This window comes from Streptomyces sp. NPDC006296 (assembly GCF_040613235.1).
GTDB lineage: Bacteria > Actinomycetota > Actinomycetes > Streptomycetales > Streptomycetaceae > Streptomyces.
Genome location: NZ_JBEXRT010000026.1, coordinates 1 through 16256, shown reverse-complemented (window position 1 = coordinate 16256; position 16256 = coordinate 1). Strand labels below are relative to the sequence as shown.

At 72.4% G+C, this 16256-nt stretch carries 14 protein-coding genes; 7 read left to right on the top strand and 7 right to left on the bottom strand.

Annotation, left to right across the window (positions count from 1 at the left end):
* The first annotated feature begins 32 nt into the window (after positions 1-32).
* From ABZ172_RS19210 to ABZ172_RS19195, 4 genes are all read left to right on the top strand, one after another.
* Positions 33-1499: an MFS transporter gene (locus ABZ172_RS19210; RefSeq protein WP_356884918.1), complete on the top strand. Its 1467-nt coding sequence runs from the start codon at positions 33-35 to the stop codon at positions 1497-1499.
* A 248-nt stretch (positions 1500-1747) separates the two neighbouring features.
* Positions 1748-3529 (top strand): DEAD/DEAH box helicase, encoded by a 1782-nt coding sequence (locus tag ABZ172_RS19205; protein WP_356884917.1) that lies wholly within the window; start codon positions 1748-1750, stop codon positions 3527-3529.
* Positions 3530-4208: 679 nt separating this feature from the next.
* Positions 4209-4850, top strand: a complete 642-nt coding sequence (locus ABZ172_RS19200; RefSeq protein ID WP_356884916.1) for a helix-turn-helix domain-containing protein — start codon at positions 4209-4211, stop codon at positions 4848-4850.
* Between the two features lie 281 nt (positions 4851-5131).
* Entirely contained in the window at positions 5132-5920 is a 789-nt protein-coding gene (locus ABZ172_RS19195; protein ID WP_356884915.1) for a S16 family serine protease, read from the top strand.
* A gap of 168 nt (positions 5921-6088) precedes the next feature.
* On the opposite strand, the gene ABZ172_RS19190 is transcribed toward ABZ172_RS19195, so the two are convergent.
* The 5 genes from ABZ172_RS19190 to ABZ172_RS19170 are packed head-to-tail and all read right to left on the bottom strand — an operon-like array spanning position 6089 to position 10309.
* A complete protein-coding gene (locus tag ABZ172_RS19190; RefSeq protein WP_356884914.1) occupies positions 6089-7060 on the bottom strand; it encodes a glycine betaine ABC transporter substrate-binding protein in 972 nt (323 codons plus the stop codon).
* Positions 7057-7911, bottom strand: a complete 855-nt coding sequence (locus ABZ172_RS19185) for an ABC transporter permease (protein WP_356884913.1) — start codon at positions 7909-7911, stop codon at positions 7057-7059. Before ABZ172_RS19185 ends, ABZ172_RS19190 begins: the two co-directional genes overlap by 4 nt.
* Positions 7908-9179 (bottom strand): betaine/proline/choline family ABC transporter ATP-binding protein, encoded by a 1272-nt coding sequence (locus tag ABZ172_RS19180; protein ID WP_356884912.1) that lies wholly within the window; start codon positions 9177-9179, stop codon positions 7908-7910. The genes ABZ172_RS19185 and ABZ172_RS19180 overlap by 4 nt, the downstream gene beginning before the upstream one ends.
* Positions 9172-9819 (bottom strand): ABC transporter permease, encoded by a 648-nt coding sequence (locus tag ABZ172_RS19175; protein ID WP_356884911.1) that lies wholly within the window; start codon positions 9817-9819, stop codon positions 9172-9174. The genes ABZ172_RS19180 and ABZ172_RS19175 overlap by 8 nt, the downstream gene beginning before the upstream one ends.
* 16 nt (positions 9820-9835) lie before the next feature.
* Positions 9836-10309, bottom strand: coding sequence for an Lrp/AsnC family transcriptional regulator (locus ABZ172_RS19170; RefSeq protein WP_356884910.1), 474 nt, complete (start codon positions 10307-10309; stop codon positions 9836-9838).
* 122 nt (positions 10310-10431) lie between these two features.
* Between ABZ172_RS19170 and hppD the strand changes: the two genes are divergently transcribed.
* Positions 10432-11577, top strand: coding sequence for a 4-hydroxyphenylpyruvate dioxygenase (gene hppD, locus ABZ172_RS19165; protein ID WP_356884909.1), 1146 nt, complete (start codon positions 10432-10434; stop codon positions 11575-11577).
* Positions 11578-11625: 48 nt separating this feature from the next.
* Here the strand turns inward: hppD and ABZ172_RS19160 are convergent, their stop codons facing one another.
* Positions 11626-13296 carry a tetratricopeptide repeat protein gene (locus ABZ172_RS19160; RefSeq protein WP_356884908.1) on the bottom strand — a complete coding sequence of 557 codons (1671 nt, stop codon included), beginning with the start codon at positions 13294-13296 and terminating at the stop codon, positions 11626-11628.
* Positions 13297-13393: 97 nt separating this feature from the next.
* Between ABZ172_RS19160 and ABZ172_RS19155 the strand changes: the two genes are divergently transcribed.
* A complete protein-coding gene (locus ABZ172_RS19155) occupies positions 13394-14761 on the top strand; it encodes an FAD-linked oxidase C-terminal domain-containing protein (protein WP_356884907.1) in 1368 nt (455 codons plus the stop codon).
* A gap of 17 nt (positions 14762-14778) precedes the next feature.
* Here ABZ172_RS19155 and ABZ172_RS19150 read toward each other — a convergent pair whose 3' ends face one another.
* Complete coding sequence (locus ABZ172_RS19150; protein WP_356884906.1) at positions 14779-15255, bottom strand: SsgA family sporulation/cell division regulator; 477 nt, start codon at positions 15253-15255, stop codon at positions 14779-14781.
* Positions 15256-15472: 217 nt separating this feature from the next.
* Between ABZ172_RS19150 and ABZ172_RS19145 the strand changes: the two genes are divergently transcribed.
* Positions 15473-16256, top strand: a 784-nt coding sequence (locus tag ABZ172_RS19145; protein WP_356884905.1) for a DUF2510 domain-containing protein, incomplete at its 3' end; no start/stop codon positions are given.

Here is a 16256-nt window from a genome sequence, read left to right as displayed (position 1 = left end):
CACCCGGCGGTTCGGCCCTTACTCTGGGGCTCATGACTGCCCTGGAACCCCGCGACGCCGAAGGTGCGGCCGCCCTCGTGGAGACGACCGCCGCACCCGTTCCCGCGGAGGGCGTGCTGGGGCGTTCGTACCGGGCGCTCAGCGTCGGCATCGTGTCCGTCGTCCTGCTCATCGCCTTCGAGGCGACCGCCGTCGGCACGGCGATGCCGGTCGCGGCCCGTGAGCTGCGGGGTATCCCGCTCTACGCGTTCGCGTTCTCCGCGTACTTCACGACCAGCCTCTTCGCCATGGTGGTCTCCGGGCAGTGGGCCGACCGGCGCGGGCCGCTCGCACCGCTGGCCGGCGGGATCGGGGCGTTCGCGGCGGGACTGCTGCTCTCCGGGACCGCGGGCGGCATGTGGACGTTCATCCTGGGGCGTGCCGTCCAGGGCGTCGGCGGCGGGCTCGTGATCGTCGCGCTGTACGTGGTCATCGGGCGGGCCTATCCGGAGCGGATCCGGCCGAGCATCATGGCCGCCTTCTCGGCCGCCTGGATCGTGCCGTCCGTCGTCGGGCCGCTCGCCTCGGGGACGGTGACCGAACACCTCGGGTGGCGCTGGGTCTTCGTGGGCATCCCGGTGCTCATCCTCCTGCCGCTCGGCCTCGCCCTGCCCGCGATCCGGCGGATGGCCGGCGGCCCGGTGGACGCGGAGGCCGCCGCGAAGCCCCTCGACGGCCGCCGTATCCGGCTCGCGCTCGGGATCTCGGCGGGGGCCGGGCTGCTCCAGTACGCGGGCCAGGAGCTGAGGTGGCTGTCGCTGGTCCCGGCACTGGCCGGCGCCGCCCTGCTCGTCCCCGCCGTACGCGGGCTGCTGCCCCGGGGCACCGTGCGGGCCGCGCGCGGGCTGCCCGCCGTGATCCTGCTGCGGGGGATCGCCTCCGGCTCGTTCATCGTCGCCGAGTCCTTCGTCCCGCTGATGCTGGTGACCCAGCGCGGACTGTCCCCGACCCTCGCCGGCCTCTCCCTGGCGGCGGGCGGTCTGACCTGGGCGCTCGGCGCGTGGATCCTCGCCCGTCCGCGCACGGAGCCGTACCGGGGCGCGCTCGTGGTGGTGGCCATGGTGCTCGTGGCGGTGGCGATCGTCGCCGCGCCGAGTGTGCTGATCGAGTCGGTGCCGGTGTGGACCCTGGCCGTGGTCTGGGCCGTCGGATGCTTCGGCATGGGCATCGTGATCGCGTCGACGAGCGTGCTCCTCCTCCAGCTGTCCGCTCCGCAGGACGCGGGGGCCAACTCCGCCGCGCTGCAGATCTCCGACGGGCTCGCCAACGCGCTGCTGCTCGCGGGGGGCGGCGCGGTGTTCGCCGCCCTCGGCGGCGGGGCGGTCGGAGCGGCGGCGCACGGGGCCGTGGACAGCGGTGCGGCGGCGCACCCCGGCGCCTTCACCGTCGTCTTCCTGCCGATGGCGGCGGTGGCGCTGGTGGGGGTGTGGGTCGCGGGCCGTGCGCGACCCCAGGAGTAGGCGATGACCGCCCAGGGCGACCGGATGTGTCCGCCGTCCGCGGACCCCCAGGTCATCGCGGGGGTGCGCCCGCGTGAGCCGGTGGTCGCCGCGGTGTGACCGCCGTCGCACTCTCCCTCCGGGCGGCGTCGGCCAAGGGGTCCGGCCTCGCCCGCCGGTAGGGTGGCCCGGTTGTCGTATCGCGTACGGGCTGCCCGCGGCCCGCACGGACAGCGCCCCACGTACCCGAGTGCCCCGAACCGGAGACCGTGACTACTACCGCCTCCCACCACCTCTCACCCGCCTTTCCCGGCCGCGCCCCCTGGGGGACGGCCGGGAAGCTGCGAGCCTGGCAGCAGGGTGCCATGGAGAAGTACATCCAGGAGCAGCCGCGCGACTTCCTCGCGGTCGCCACCCCCGGCGCGGGCAAGACCACCTTCGCGCTGACCCTCGCCTCATGGCTGCTGCACCACCACGTGGTGCAGCAGATCACCGTCGTGGCGCCCACCGAGCACCTCAAGAAGCAGTGGGCGGAGGCAGCCGCCCGCATAGGGATCAAGCTGGACCCCGACTACAGCGCCGGTCCCGTGAGCAAGGAGTACCACGGGGTCGCGATCACGTACGCCGGGGTCGGTGTCCGGCCCATGCTGCACCGCAACCGCTGCGAGCAGCGCAAGACGCTCGTGATCCTCGACGAGATCCACCACGCCGGTGACTCGAAGTCCTGGGGCGAGGCCTGCCAGGAGGCCTTCGACCCGGCGACCCGGCGCCTGGCCCTCACGGGTACGCCGTTCCGGTCCGACACCAACCCGATCCCGTTCGTGGCGTACGAGGAGGGCAACGACGGCATCCGCCGCTCCTCGGCCGACTACACCTACGGCTACGGCAACGCGCTCTCCGACGGCGTGGTGCGGCCCGTGATCTTCCTCAGCTACAGCGGCAACATGCGCTGGCGCACCAAGGCCGGGGACGAGATCGCGGCCCGGCTCGGCGAGCCGATGACCAAGGACACCATCGGGCAGGCCTGGCGCACCGCGCTCGCGCCGACCGGTGACTGGATCCCCAACGTGCTGGCCGCCGCCGACAAGCGGCTGACCGAGGTCCGCAAGGGCATCCCGGACGCCGGCGGGCTCGTCATCGCGACGGACCAGGAGTCGGCGCGCGCCTACGCCAAGATCCTCAAGTCGGTGACGGGGGAGAAGCCGACGGTGGTCCTCTCCGACGAGAAGGCCGCGTCCAAGAACATCGACGCGTTCAGCCAGGACGGGTCGCGCTGGATGGTCGCGGTCCGGATGGTGTCGGAGGGCGTCGACGTGCCGCGCCTCGCGGTCGGCGTGTACGCGACGACCATCTCCACCCCGCTGTTCTTCGCCCAGGCCGTCGGCCGTTTCGTGCGGTCACGGCGGCGCGGTGAGACGGCGTCGGTGTTCCTGCCGACCATCCCGATGCTGCTCGACTTCGCCAACGAGATGGAGGTCGAGCGCGACCACGTGCTCGACAAGCCGAAGAAGGGCAGCGACGAGGAGAATCCGTTCGCCGAGGAGGACCAGCTCCTCGCCGACGCGGAGAAGCTGGAGGACGAGGAGACCGAGGACCAGCTGCCCTTCGAGGCGCTGGAGTCCGACGCGGTCTTCGACCGGGTGCTGTACGACGGCGCCGAGTTCGGCATGCAGGCGCACCCGGGCAGCGAGGAGGAGCAGGACTACCTCGGCATCCCGGGGCTCCTGGAACCCGACCAGGTGCAGCTGCTGCTCCAGAAGCGGCAGACCCGGCAGATCGCCCACAGCCGTCAGAAGCCGGCGGCGGAGGCCGACCTCCTGGAGAAGGCGGCCGAGGAGCGGCCCGTCGTCACGCACAAGAAGCTGCTGGAACTCCGCAAGCAGCTCAACACGATGGTGTCCGCCTACACGCACCAGAGCGGCAAGCCGCACGGTGTGATCCACACCGAGCTGCGGCGGGTGTGCGGCGGCCCGCCGAGTGCGGAGGCCACGGCGGGGCAGATCCAGGACCGGATCAAGAAGGTCCAGGAGTGGGCCACCAGGATGCGCTGAGCCCGGCCCGACGGCCCCGGCCCGAAGGCCCCGGTGCGGCAGCCCCCGGCCCCCGGTACGACGACTGACGGCCCCGGTGCGGCGGCGTGACCCGCCTCCGCACCGGGGCCGCGGTGTCGTCCGGGCGGGATGTCCGGCCCCTCGGCCGGACACCGGCGCGTGGCCCGGCGCACCCTCGCCCGCGGTGGCCGTGCCGTCGCGCCGGCCCGCAGCGGATCCGCGGGCGGGACCGTGGCCCCGGAGGGGTGCGGGACGGTGCGGCGGGGAGCCGGACGGCGCGCGCGGACCCGGGCGGGCGCGCGTGGGGGTTCCGGGCGCCGGTGGTGAAAAAATTTTTCCGCGCTCTTCACGGTGAGTTAACAATCGTTCACACCTGATGCACGGAGCGTTGCCTCCGAGTCGCCCGACTTGAACGCGCGTAGATGTTCGCGTTCCGGACGGTCCGCCGCTGACCGGCGGTTATACCGCGCCGTTCGGGGAGGAGACCGGATTCTGGACGAGGGCTTCCGCTGAGCGGACCCTCTCGCTAATCTCCCCGAAACATGAACGCCCCGTGGCAGTGTCGCCGCGGAGTGCAGCCGGTGCCATGACCAGCCGGCGGCCTCTCGGTGCGTCGCCGTGGGACCGGCGTCGGCACCCCGGAGACAACCGCCCCGCTCATCACGAGGGAGAGGGCGTCGTGACCGCGGAGACTTCTCAGACGCTCGACCGGGGACTGCGTGTCCTCAAACTGCTCGCCGATACCGATCACGGCCTGACCGTCACCGAGTTGTCGAACAAACTCGGCGTCAACCGCACGGTGGTCTACCGGCTGCTCGCCACCCTGGAACAGCACGCGCTCGTCCGGCGCGACCTGGGCGGCCGGGCCCGTGTGGGCCTGGGCGTCCTGCGCCTGGGCCGGCAGGTGCACCCGCTGGTCAGGGAGGCCGCACTGCCCGCACTGCGTTCGCTGGCCGAGGACATAGGGGCCACCGCGCACCTCACGCTGGTGGACGGGGCGGACGCGCTCACGGTCGCCGTCGTCGAGCCGACCTGGACCGACTACCACGTGGCCTACCGGGCCGGTTTCCGCCACTCCCTGGACCGGGGCGCGGCGGGCCGGGCGATCCTCACCGCCCGTCAGAAGACGCACGACCACCCCGGCTACACCCTCACCCGGGGCGGCGGCGAAGCCGGCGCGTGCGGGGCGGCGGCCCCGCTGGTCGGGGTCTCGGGCGTGGAGGGCAGCGTCGGCGTGGTGATGCTCTCGGACGCCGTACCGGAACGGGTCGGGCCGAGGGTCCTCGACGCGGCCCGCGAGGTCGCCGACGCCCTGCGCTAGGTCCACCGCCCCGGCCGGGAGTACGGCCCCTCCGGCGCGGGGGTGCCCGGCCGGCCCGGACCGGACCCGCCCGCCGGAGGCGGGTCGTCCGGCCACCCCGGCCCGGACCGCCCCTCCGGCACCGGGACGCCCGGCCGCCCGGCCGGGACCGTCCCCGCGGAGCCCGGGCTCCCGGCCCGGATCTTCCCCGCGGACCCTCGGCGTCCCGCCGGCCCGGCCGGGGGTTCCCGCAGGCACCGGGGCGGTCGGGCCCGGAGGCCCGTGGCCGTTAGATTGGTCGGGTGGCCATTCGTCTCTCCCGCCCCCGCGCTCTCGCCCTCTGTGCGCTGCCCGTCCTCGCCCTGTTCGGCGCGGCGGCCTTCGCGCCCCTGCCGTTCACCGTCGCGCAGCCCGGCACCACCGCCGACGTGCTGGGGGACGACAAGGGGACGCCGGTCATCACGATCACGGGCACGCCCACCCGGACCACCGACGGCGAGCTGCGGATGACGACGATCCTGGCGACCTCCCCCACGGCCGACATCGGCATCGGTGACGTCGTCGACAGCTGGTTCAGGACGGACCGGGCGGTCATGCCGCGCGACTCCGTCTACCCGACCGGCGGCTCCGAGAAGCAGATCGAGCAGCACAACCTCCAGGACATGCGGACGTCGCAGAACGTCGCCGTGGACGCGGCCCTGCGGTACCTGGACAAGAAGCCCGGCTCGGTGGACGTGACCCTGCACCTCGCCGACGTCGGCGGCCCGAGCGCGGGCCTGTTCTTCTCCCTCGGCATCATCGACAAGCTGGCGGGCGACGGCTCCGGCGGCGACCTGACCGGCGGCCGTACCGTCGCCGGCACGGGGACGATCGATGCGGACGGCACGGTCGGCGCGGTCGGCGGGGTCTCCCTCAAGACGCAGGCCGCCCGGCGGGACGGCGCCACCGTCTTCCTCGTCCCGAAGGCCGAGTGCAAGCAGGCGAACGCCGAGCGGCCCGACGGCCTGCGGCTGATCCCGGTCACCACGCTCACGAACGCGGTGTCCTCGCTGCGGGCCCTGGACCACGGGGGCAAGGTCCCGAGCTGCTGACCCGCGGCACCGGCCCCTCCGTACCGCGCGAGGTGACGCCGGCGGGCTGAGCCCCGCCCGGAAGTGCGCCCCGCCCGGTGCGAGCCCGTCCGAGCGCCGCGGGCGCACGGCAGAGAGCGGCCCGGCCAGGGGCGGCCGCAGCCCCGGACCGGACCGGCCGCCTCCCGGTCAGCCCTCCTTGATGAATCCTTCCTTCAGCAGCCAGGCCTTCGCCACCTCGTGGGGGTCCTCCCCGTCCACGTCCACCTTGGAGTTCAGCTCCTGCGCGAGCTGGGTCGTGAGCTTCTCGGTGATCGGCGCCAGCAGCTCGGCGATCTCCGGGTGCTTCTCCAGGGTCTTCGTGTGGATGGCGGGAGCCGCGTTGTAGTTGGGGAAGAACTGCTTGTCGTCCTCCATGACGTCCAGGTCCATCGCCTTGATCCGGCCGTCCGTGGTGTAGACCTCACCCAGCAGACAGGAGTTGGACTTGGAGACCTGGGTGTAGATGATGCCCGCGTCCATCTTCTGGATGTTGGCGGCCGGCAGGTTCATCTTGTACAGCTTCTGCATCCCGGGCAGTCCGTCGTCCCGCGAGGCGAACTCGTTCTCCACGCAGACCGTCACGGCCTTCGGGTCCTTCTTCGCGAGGGCGGCCACGTCCGACAGCGTCTTCAGGTGGTACTTCGCGTTGTTCTTCTTGCTGATGGCCAGCGCGTACGTGTTGTCGAGGGTGGCCGGCGGAAGCCAGGTCACCCCGTTGCCGATGTCCTCGTCGCGGACGGCCTTCCACTGCTTCTGCGGATCGACGATCGGTTTGGCGTGGCCGAGATAGGTGATCCACGCCGTGCCCGTGTAGTCGTACAGCGCGTCGGCCTCACCCTTGACGACCGCCTCGCGGGCGCTGACCGACCCCGGCAGGTTCGTGCGGTCCAGGACCTCGGCGCCGGCCGCCTTGAAGACCAGGCCCATGATCTGCCCGAGGATGATGTTCTCGCTGAAGTTCTTCGAGGTCACCGTCAGGGACGAGCCCTTGAGCGGCTGCCCCTTCCCGATCGACCCCGGCTCCACGTCGTCCACCAGCGGCGACCCGCTCTTCAGCCCGCACCCCGTGAGCAGGAGGGCGAGCGCGGCCGCCGATGCCAGGCCGGTACGTACCCTCACGCTTCCTCCAGTCCGCGCGGCGTCAGCCACAGTTCGGCCAGCGACGCCAGCCAGTCCACCAGCAGCGCCAGCACCACCGTCAGCACGGAGCCGAGCACCAGCACGGGCATGCGCTGGGTCTGGATCCCCGAGCTGATCAGGTCGCCGAGTCCGCCGCCGCCCCCGAAGGTGGCGAGCGTCGCCGTGCCCACGTTGAGCACCAGCGCCGTCCGCACGCCCGCGAGGATCAGCGGGACCGCGAGGGGCAGTTCGACCTTGGTGAGGGTGCCCATCGCCGACATGCCGATGCCCCGGGAGGCCTCGACGAGGGTCGGCTCGATGGCGTTCAGACCCGCCACCGTGTTGGAGAACACCGGCAGCACGGCGTAGATCACCATGCCGATGATCGCGGTCGACGGACCGATGCCCAGCCAGATCACCAGCAGGGCGAGCAGTCCGATGGCGGGTGTGGCCTGTCCGATGTTCGCGACGGCCGTGACGCCGGGTGCGGCCTTCCGCAGCCCGCGCCGGGTCATCGCGATGCCGAGCGGGATCGCGATGATCAGCACCCAGAAGGTGGAGATCGCGGTCAGCTTGACGTGCTGCCACCAGCGGACCTCGACGGTGTCGCCGGCCAGCGAGTTCTTCGCGATGGAGTCGAGTTCGACCTGGGAGATCCACAGGTAGGTCAGGGCCAGGACGACCGCGAGGACGGCCGGCACCAGGACGAGCTTCTTCCAGGTGATCCGGCGTCCCGGCGCGGCGTGCGGCGCCGAGGGCTCCGTCTCCTCGTCACGGAAGGAGTGCCCGCCGACGTCGTGCTCTCCGGGCGGTCGGGCTCCCTTGGCGGGAGCCTGATGACTGGGGGTCATAGCCCGCCGTCACCACCCTCCTGCTCCTGCTCCGTCCGGTGGACGCGCAGCTCTTCCCGGTCGTGCCGGTGCTCCATCGCGGCGAGGCGGTCGGCCTCCAGGAGCTCCTGCACCGAGTTCATCAGGGTGTGCATGTCGACCACGCCGATGAACTCACCGCGCCGACCCGTCACTGCGACCCGGCCGCCGCTGTCGGTCAGCACGGCCTCCAGCGCGTCGTGCAGCGTCGCGTCCCGGGTCACGGTGTCGTGCACCAGCTGCCCGGCACGGGCGAGCGAGCCCTTGGCCCGCATCAGGTCGCCGCGCCGCAGCCACTTGTACGGGCGGTTGCGGCGGTCCAGCATCAGCAGCTCGTTGTGGTGCCCGTCCCGCAGCTTGTTGAAGATCGACTGGAGCGGGTCCTCGACGGTCACCGTGGGGAACTCGGCGATCCCGACATCCCGTACACGGGTGAGGTTGAGCCGCTTCAGGGCGGCGCCCGCGCCCACGAAACCGGAGACGAAGTCGTCCGTCGGGTTCGTCAGGATGGCCTCGGGGGTGTCGAACTGCGCGATGTGCGAACGCTCCCGCAGCACCGCGATCCGGTCGCCCAGCTTGATGGCCTCGTCGAAGTCGTGGGTGACGAAGACGATCGTCTTGTGCAGCTCGTGCTGGAGCCGGATCAGCTCGTCCTGGAGGTGGTCGCGGGTGATCGGGTCGACCGCCCCGAACGGTTCGTCCATCAGCAGCACCGGCGGGTCCGCGGCGAGCGCGCGCGCCACCCCCACACGCTGCTGCTGGCCGCCGGAGAGCTGACGGGGGTAGCGCCCGTGGAACTCCCGCGGGTCCAGTCCGACCAGGTCGAGCATCTCCTCGACCCGGTCCTTCACCCCGGACTTCGACCAGCCGGTCATCTTCGGCACGAGGGCGATGTTCTCCGCGACCGTCATGTGCGGGAAGAGACCGGAGGACTGGATGGCGTAGCCGATCTTGCGACGGAGCTTCACCGGGTCCATGTCGGTGACGTCCTCGTCGTTGATCCTGATCCGCCCGGAGGTCGGCTCGATCAGACGGTTGATCATCTTCAGCGTGGTGGACTTCCCGCAGCCGGAGGGGCCCACGAGGATGACGGTCTCACCGGCCTTGATGTCCATGGACACGCTGTCCACGGCCGGCCCGGCACTGCCCGGGTAGGACTTGCTGAGGTCTTCCAGCTGGATGGTGGCGCCGGAGGCGGAACCCGAGCCGGACGCGATCGGCTCCGTCGACGCGGTGGCGGTGTCAGGCACGGATCCCCCTGGGGATGGTCAGCCGTCCGAGGACCACGTACGCGGCGTCGAAGAGCAGTGCGAGGATGACGATGCCGACCGTGCCGGCGAGTACCTTGTTGATGGCGTTTGCGCTTCCCAGTGAGGCGAGGCCACCGAAGATCTCGTTACCGAGTCCGGGGCCCGAGGCGTAGGCGGCGATGGCCGCGATGCCCATCAGCATCTGGGTGGACACCCGGATGCCGGTGAGGATGGGGGGCCATGCGAGGGGCAGTTCGACCTTGAGGAGCCGCCGCGTCCGGGACATCCCGATGCCCTTGGCCGCGTCCACGAGCGACGGGTCGACCCCGCGCAGGCCGACGATGCAGTTGCGGACGACGGGCAGCAGCCCGTACAGGGTCAGGATGATCACGGTGGGCGGGACCCCGAGGCCGACCAGGGGGATGAGCAGGCCGATCGCGGCGAGCGAGGGGATGGTCAGGATCGCCGAGGTGGACGTGACCGCCAGCGCGCCGCCCCAGCTGCTCCGATAGCTGACGACACCGATCAGGACGCCGAGGAGCGTCGCGATGACCATGCACTGGAAGACGGCGCTGGCGTGCTGATACGTGTCGATGAGCAGTTGCTGGTGGCGGGTGCCCAGATACTCCCAGAAGTTCACATGTTGCTCCGTAGGCTCAGTCGGTGTCCCCTGCAGCCTGCTCAACGAGCGGGATAATACGCAGCGGCACCGGATTTTCCATGACGATCGCCGTGGACGCCCGGACGATGCCATCAAAGCCGACCACGCGGTCGATCACCCGCTGGAGATCGGCGTTCGAGCGGGCGACCAGCCGGCAGAGCATGTCCCCGTGGCCGGTCGTCGTGTGCAGTTCCAGCACCTCCGGCACACCACTCAAATGGGCCCGCACGTCCGATCCTTGGCCCTGTTTGATCTCCAGGGTGGCGAACGCCGTGACCGGGTAGCCCAGCGCCGAGGGGTCCACCTCCGGGCCGAAACCCCGGATGACGCCATTCGACTGAAGGCGGTCCAGCCGCGCCTGCACCGTCCCCCGCGCCACCCCGAGACGCCTGGACGCCTCCAGCACGCCGATACGCGGCTCGCGGGCCAGCAGCAGGATGAGCCGGCCGTCCAGATGATCGATCGCCACGAACCGTCTCCCGATGGTCAGCCTGTACAGATGGTCCGCCCATCCTGGCCCCGGGCTGTACGCATTGACCAGTGGATGCGCGAACTGTTGCGCACCTTGCGGACCGGCGGGAACCTTCGGACATGACTGAGACTGTGCACACCACCCCCGACACCGCCCGGCAGGCCGATCCCTTCCCGGTCAAGGGAATGGACGCGGTGGTCTTCGCCGTGGGCAACGCCAAGCAGGCGGCCCACTACTACTCGACCGCCTTCGGCATGAAGCTGGTGGCCTACTCAGGACCGGAGAACGGCAGCCGCGAGACGGCGAGCTACGTCCTGACCAACGGTTCGGCGCGCTTCGTCCTCACCTCCGTCATCAAGGCGTCCACCGAGTGGGGTACCTTCCTCGCCGACCACGTGCACGCCCACGGCGACGGGGTCGTCGACCTCGCCATCGAGGTCCCCGACGCCCGCGCGGCCTACGCCTACGCCGTCGAGCACGGTGCGCGCGGCATCACCGAGCCGCACGAGGTCAAGGACGAGCACGGCACGGTCGTGCTCGCCGCCATCGCCACGTACGGCACGACCCGCCACACGCTCGTCGAGCGCTCCGGTTACGACGGCCCCTACCTCCCCGGCTACGCCGCCGCCGACCCGATCGTCGAGCCGGCCGCCAAGAGGACCTTCCAGGCCGTCGACCACTGCGTCGGCAACGTCGAGCTGGGCCGGATGAACGAGTGGGTGACCTTCTACAACACGGTCATGGGCTTCACCAACATGAAGGAGTTCGTCGGCGACGACATCGCCACCGAGTACTCCGCCCTCATGTCGAAGGTCGTCGCCGACGGCACGCTCAAGGTGAAGTTCCCCATCAACGAGCCGGCGGTCGCGAAGAAGAAGTCGCAGATCGACGAGTACCTGGAGTTCTACGGCGGCGCCGGCGTCCAGCACATCGCGCTCGCCACGAACGACATCGTCGCCTCCGTGCGCGCCATGAGGGCGGCCGGCGTGCAGTTCCTCGACACCCCGGACTCCTACTACGACACCCTGGGGGAGTGGGCGGGCGAGACCCGGGTGCCCGTGGAGACTCTGCGCGAGCTGAAGATCCTCGTGGACCGCGACGAGGACGGCTACCTGCTGCAGATCTTCACCAAGCCGGTCCAGGACCGCCCGACGGTCTTCTTCGAGATGATCGAGCGGCACGGCTCGATGGGCTTCGGCAAGGGCAACTTCAAGGCGCTCTTCGAGGCGATCGAGCGGGAGCAGGAGAAGCGCGGCAACCTCTGACCCGGCCGTACGGGAGGAGCCCCGGCGAGGGGCTCCTCCCGTACGCCGTCACGGGGCAGCGGTGGCGCCGGCCCCGTCCTTCGCCCGCGGGGCAGGGGCCGGGGTCGCCGAGGCCTCCGGCTCCCGCCGGGCCCCCTCGCCGCCCCCGGCCGAGGGCTGCTCCGAGGCCTCCGGCGAAGCCCCGGCACCAGCGGGCTCCGGCGACGGCGCACGGGAGGGCGGGGGCGCGGCGGACGGCTCGGGCTCCGGGGCCGGCGGCCGCATCTCGGCCGGGCCGCCCCCGGCCGGATCACCCAGCGCGTCCAGGGCCTCCCGCGCGAGCGGGGCCGCCAGCGGCGAGAAGCCCGGATCCGTGCGGAGGGCCTCCTCCAGATGACCGCGGGCCGGGCCGTCCTGGCCGAGGGAACTCTCGATGACCCCCAGGTGGTAGGTGTACGCGGCGTTCCGCACCCCGGTCTCCACCGCCCGGTCGGCGTACTGCACGGCCTCCTCGCTCCGTCCCGCCCGGTGCAGCGACCAGGCCAGGGTGTCCGCCACCGCCGCGCTGCGGCGCTGTGCGCCCCACGCGGTGCGCATCAGCTCCACCGCGGCCTCCGGATCACCGTGGTCGGCCTCCAGACGGGCCTCGGTCAGCGACTCGTCGACCCCGGCCGTCCTCGCCCGCGAGAGCAGGTCGCGGAGGTTCGCGTACTGGGTGCGGGCGTCACCGTCGAGCCCCACCGACTCGAACAGCTCGCCGAGTTCGAGCACGTACTCGGGCCGGGGCAGCTTCGCCGTCACGGTCCGGTAGTCGGCCAGCGCCTCGTCCGTGCGGCCCAGGGCGGCGAGCGCACGGGCCCGGCCGGCGAAGGACACGAGGTGGCTCCGGTCGGTGCGCAGCGCCGCGTCGTACTGCGCGAGGGCTTCCGCCGGCTCCCCGCGCTCCGCCGCGAGGTCCCCGAGCCGGTGCAGCGCCACCGCCTTCTCGGCCGCCGTCGTGGCGCGGTCCGCCGCCTCCTGGGCGGTGGCCAGGGCGTCCTCGCGCCAGCCCTGGTTGCGGTACATGTCGGACGTCCTGGCCAGCGCCGGGACGCCCTTGCGCAGGGTGCCGAACTTCTCGACGGCCTTGGCCGCCGCCGCGTACTCGCCGAGGCCGTTGTAGGCGTCGATCAGCACCGGGTACGCCGTCCAGCTCCCGGGCTGCCGCGAACGGACCGTCTCGCCCCACTTCTTCGCGGCGACGAAGTCGTTCCGGGCGAGGGCGAGCGACCCGAGCCCCACCCACGCCGCCGTGTTCCCCCGCTCGCCCGGCTGGGCGGCCAGCGAACGCCGCAGCGCCTGCTCGGCCCTGGAGTAGTACGCCGTGTCCGCGGACCGCCGCCCCCACTCGACGTACGACGTGCCGAGCACCGCCCAGGACGGGGCGTCCGCGGGGTGCGTCTCCACCCACTTCTGCCGGTCGCCGATCAGCGCCGTCAGGTCGGACAGGGACGCGGGGGACCCGGCCGCCGCAGCGGCCCCGGCCCGTGCGACGGGCCCCGGCGCGGGCGGCGCGGCCACCTCGTCGTCCGGTACGGCGATCACCGCTCCGGCCACGAGCACGGCTCCGGCCACCGCTCCGAACGCCGCCCTGCGCAGTGTGGTGCGCATCGGCGTGGGAGGCGGGGTGACGGCCGTCGCGCCCTGGGGCGGCAGGGAGGACCGGGGCGGCTCCGGATTCTGCTGCGGCTTGGCATCCATGGCCTTCACTCTGCGTCAGTACGACGATCACATCGCGCTCCGGGAAGGCCGACGCAGACGGGTTCACACCATTGGCCCCGGGTGTCACGCTCGGATCATGGACGCACTCCTCGAACGACTGCGCGCAGGTCTTCCGCCCGAGGCCCTGATCACCGACCCGGACGTCACCGTCTCCTACGCCCACGACATGGCGAGCTTCTGCGAGGCCGGCACCCCCGCCGTCGTGGTGCTCCCGCGCACGGTCGAGGAGGTCCAGCACGTCATGCGGACCGCCACCGCCCTGCGGATCCCGGTCGTCCCCCAGGGGGCGAGGACCGGCCTCTCGGGCGCGGCCAACGCCTCCGACGGCTGCATCGTGCTCTCCCTGGTCAGGATGGACCGGATCCTGGAGATCAGCCCGGTCGACCGGATCGCGGTCGTCGAACCCGGGGTCGTCAACGCCACGCTGTCGCGCGCCGTCGCCGAACTCGGCCTCTCCTACCCGCCGGACCCGTCGAGCTGGGAGATGTGCACGATCGGCGGCAACATCGGCACCGCGTCCGGCGGCCTGTGCTGCGTGAAGTACGGCGTGACCGCCGAGTACGTCCTCGGCCTCGACGTCGTCCTGGCCGACGGGCGGCTGCTGTCCACCGGGCGGCGCACCGCCAAGGGGGTCGCCGGGTACGACCTCACCCGGCTCTTCGTGGGCTCCGAGGGCAGTCTCGGCATCGTGGTCGGGGCCACCCTGGCGCTGCGGCCCCAGCCGCCACGACAGCTCGCGCTCGCCGCCGAGTTCCCGTCCGCCGCGGCGGCCTGCGACGCGGTGTGCCGGATCATGGAGCGGGGCCACACCCCGTCACTCCTCGAACTGATGGACCGTACGACGGTGCGCGCCGTCAACGCGATGGCCTCCATGGGCCTCACCGAGACGACCGAGGCCCTCCTCCTCTGCGCGTTCGACACGCCCGACCCGGCCGCCGACCTCGCCGCCGTCGGCGCGCTGTGCCAGGCCTCCGGCGCCACCGAGGTGGTGCCCGCCGACGATGCGGCCGAGTCCGAACTCCTGCTCCAGGCACGCCGGATGTCCCTCCCCGCGCTGGAGACCGTCAAGTCCGCCACGATGATCGACGACGTCTGCGTGCCGCGCTCCCGGCTGGGCGCGATGATCGAGGGCACCGCCGCGATCGCCGAGGAGTACGGGCTGACCATCGGGGTCTGCGCCCACGCGGGTGACGGCAACACCCACCCCGTCGTCTGCTTCGACCACACCGACCCCGACGAGTCGCGCCGGGCCCGCGCCTCCTTCGACGCGATCATGGCGCTCGGCCTGGAGCTGGGCGGCACCATCACCGGCGAGCACGGGGTCGGCGTCCTGAAGAAGGAGTGGCTCGCCCGCGAACTCGGCGAGACCGGGATCGAGTTGCAGCGGGGCATCAAGGCCGCCTTCGACCCGCTCGGACTGCTCAACCCCGGCAAGCTGTTCTGAGGCGGCGCGCCCCCGGCTCATCCCTCTCCGTCCTGCTGCTCCTCCTGGGACCACGGATCGCTCAGCCACAGGTCGTCGGCCGGCAGCGGGGTGAGCAGCTCGGCGAGGGCCCCGTCCAGTCCCAGCAGACCGCTCTCGCTGCCCGGGGGGACCACCCGCAGGGTGCGTTCCACCCAGGCGGCCGCGGCGACCGAGGGCATCTCCAGGAGGGCGTTGCCGTCCGGCGAGGTGAGCGCGACGCAGATGACGCCCCGGTCCTCGATCTTCGTCGGCCAGATCCGCACGTCCCCGTGCCCGCAGGGCCGGAACACCCCCTCCACGAGCAGCTCACGGGCGAACGTCCAGTGCACGGGGGACTCGGAGCCGATGTGGAAGGTGATGTGCACGGCGTAGGGGTCGTCGGTGAAGTAGGACAGCCGGGCGGGCACCGGGACCGACCGCTCGGGCGACAGGACCAGCTTCACTTCCAGCTCGCGTTCCACGGCGTTCTGCATGAGGGTGCACGACCTTCCGATACTCGTAGGGCCCGGTCCCGTGACCGGTCCGCACAAGGAGAGAGCGCCCTCCCGGACGTCTATGACGCGACTTCCCAGAAAAACTTGCCCGGACCCTGAAAGTGGTCCAAACAGCAGGACCGGCCCGGGGGTGACCGGCGGTCTGATAGATGTGGACCCTTGTATTGAGGCCTCGAAGAGATACGGGACCACGGTGATGAGCGCCCCAACCCCGGCACCCGGTGACGAAAGCCCCCGCGAGGGCTACTACCCCGACCCGTCCATCCCCGGATACGTCCGGTACTGGAACGGCGCCGCGTGGGTCCCCGGCACCAGCCGGCCCGCGCCTCCGCAGGAGGCGGCGCCCCCCGCGGCGCATCCCGGAACGCCCCCCGCGGCGGCCTCCGCCCCGGCCGGGCCCGCCCCTGCCGCCTCCGCCCCGGTGGACGAGACGGGGCCGATGTACTTCGACGAGGTCGCCGGGGCGGACGCGGCCCGCGGCGACGGCGGCCCGGACGCCGGTGCGCCGGACGCCGCTGCCGGCAGGTCCCTGCCGGCGACCGCCTGGCAGGCGGACACCTCCCGGCAGGCCGGCTTCGGCGGCGACCGCGACCACCACGTCGCATGGGGCGGCCCCGACCCGCGCACGCCGGAGGCGCACGCCCCCCACGCCCCCCAGCCCCGCACGCCCGAGGCCCGAACCCCTCAGGCCCGTACGCCCGAGCCGCGCGCCCCCGAGGCCGGCGCCCCGGCGGCCGCTGTGCCCGCCGGCCCGGTCCCCGCGCGCGGCGCCGGGACCGGCCCGCGCGACGGCGACGACCGGGTCACCGACGGCACCGTGACCCTCCGCGCCGACCGGTCCGGCGGACGCCCGCCGACCGACGGCACGGTCACGCTCCGGGCCGCGGGCCGCACCGCCGGTCCGCACGAGGAGAGTCCGGCCCGGGCCGACGGCACGGGGGCCGCCCGCGCGCGGCCCGGCGGCCCCGCCCAGCCGGCCC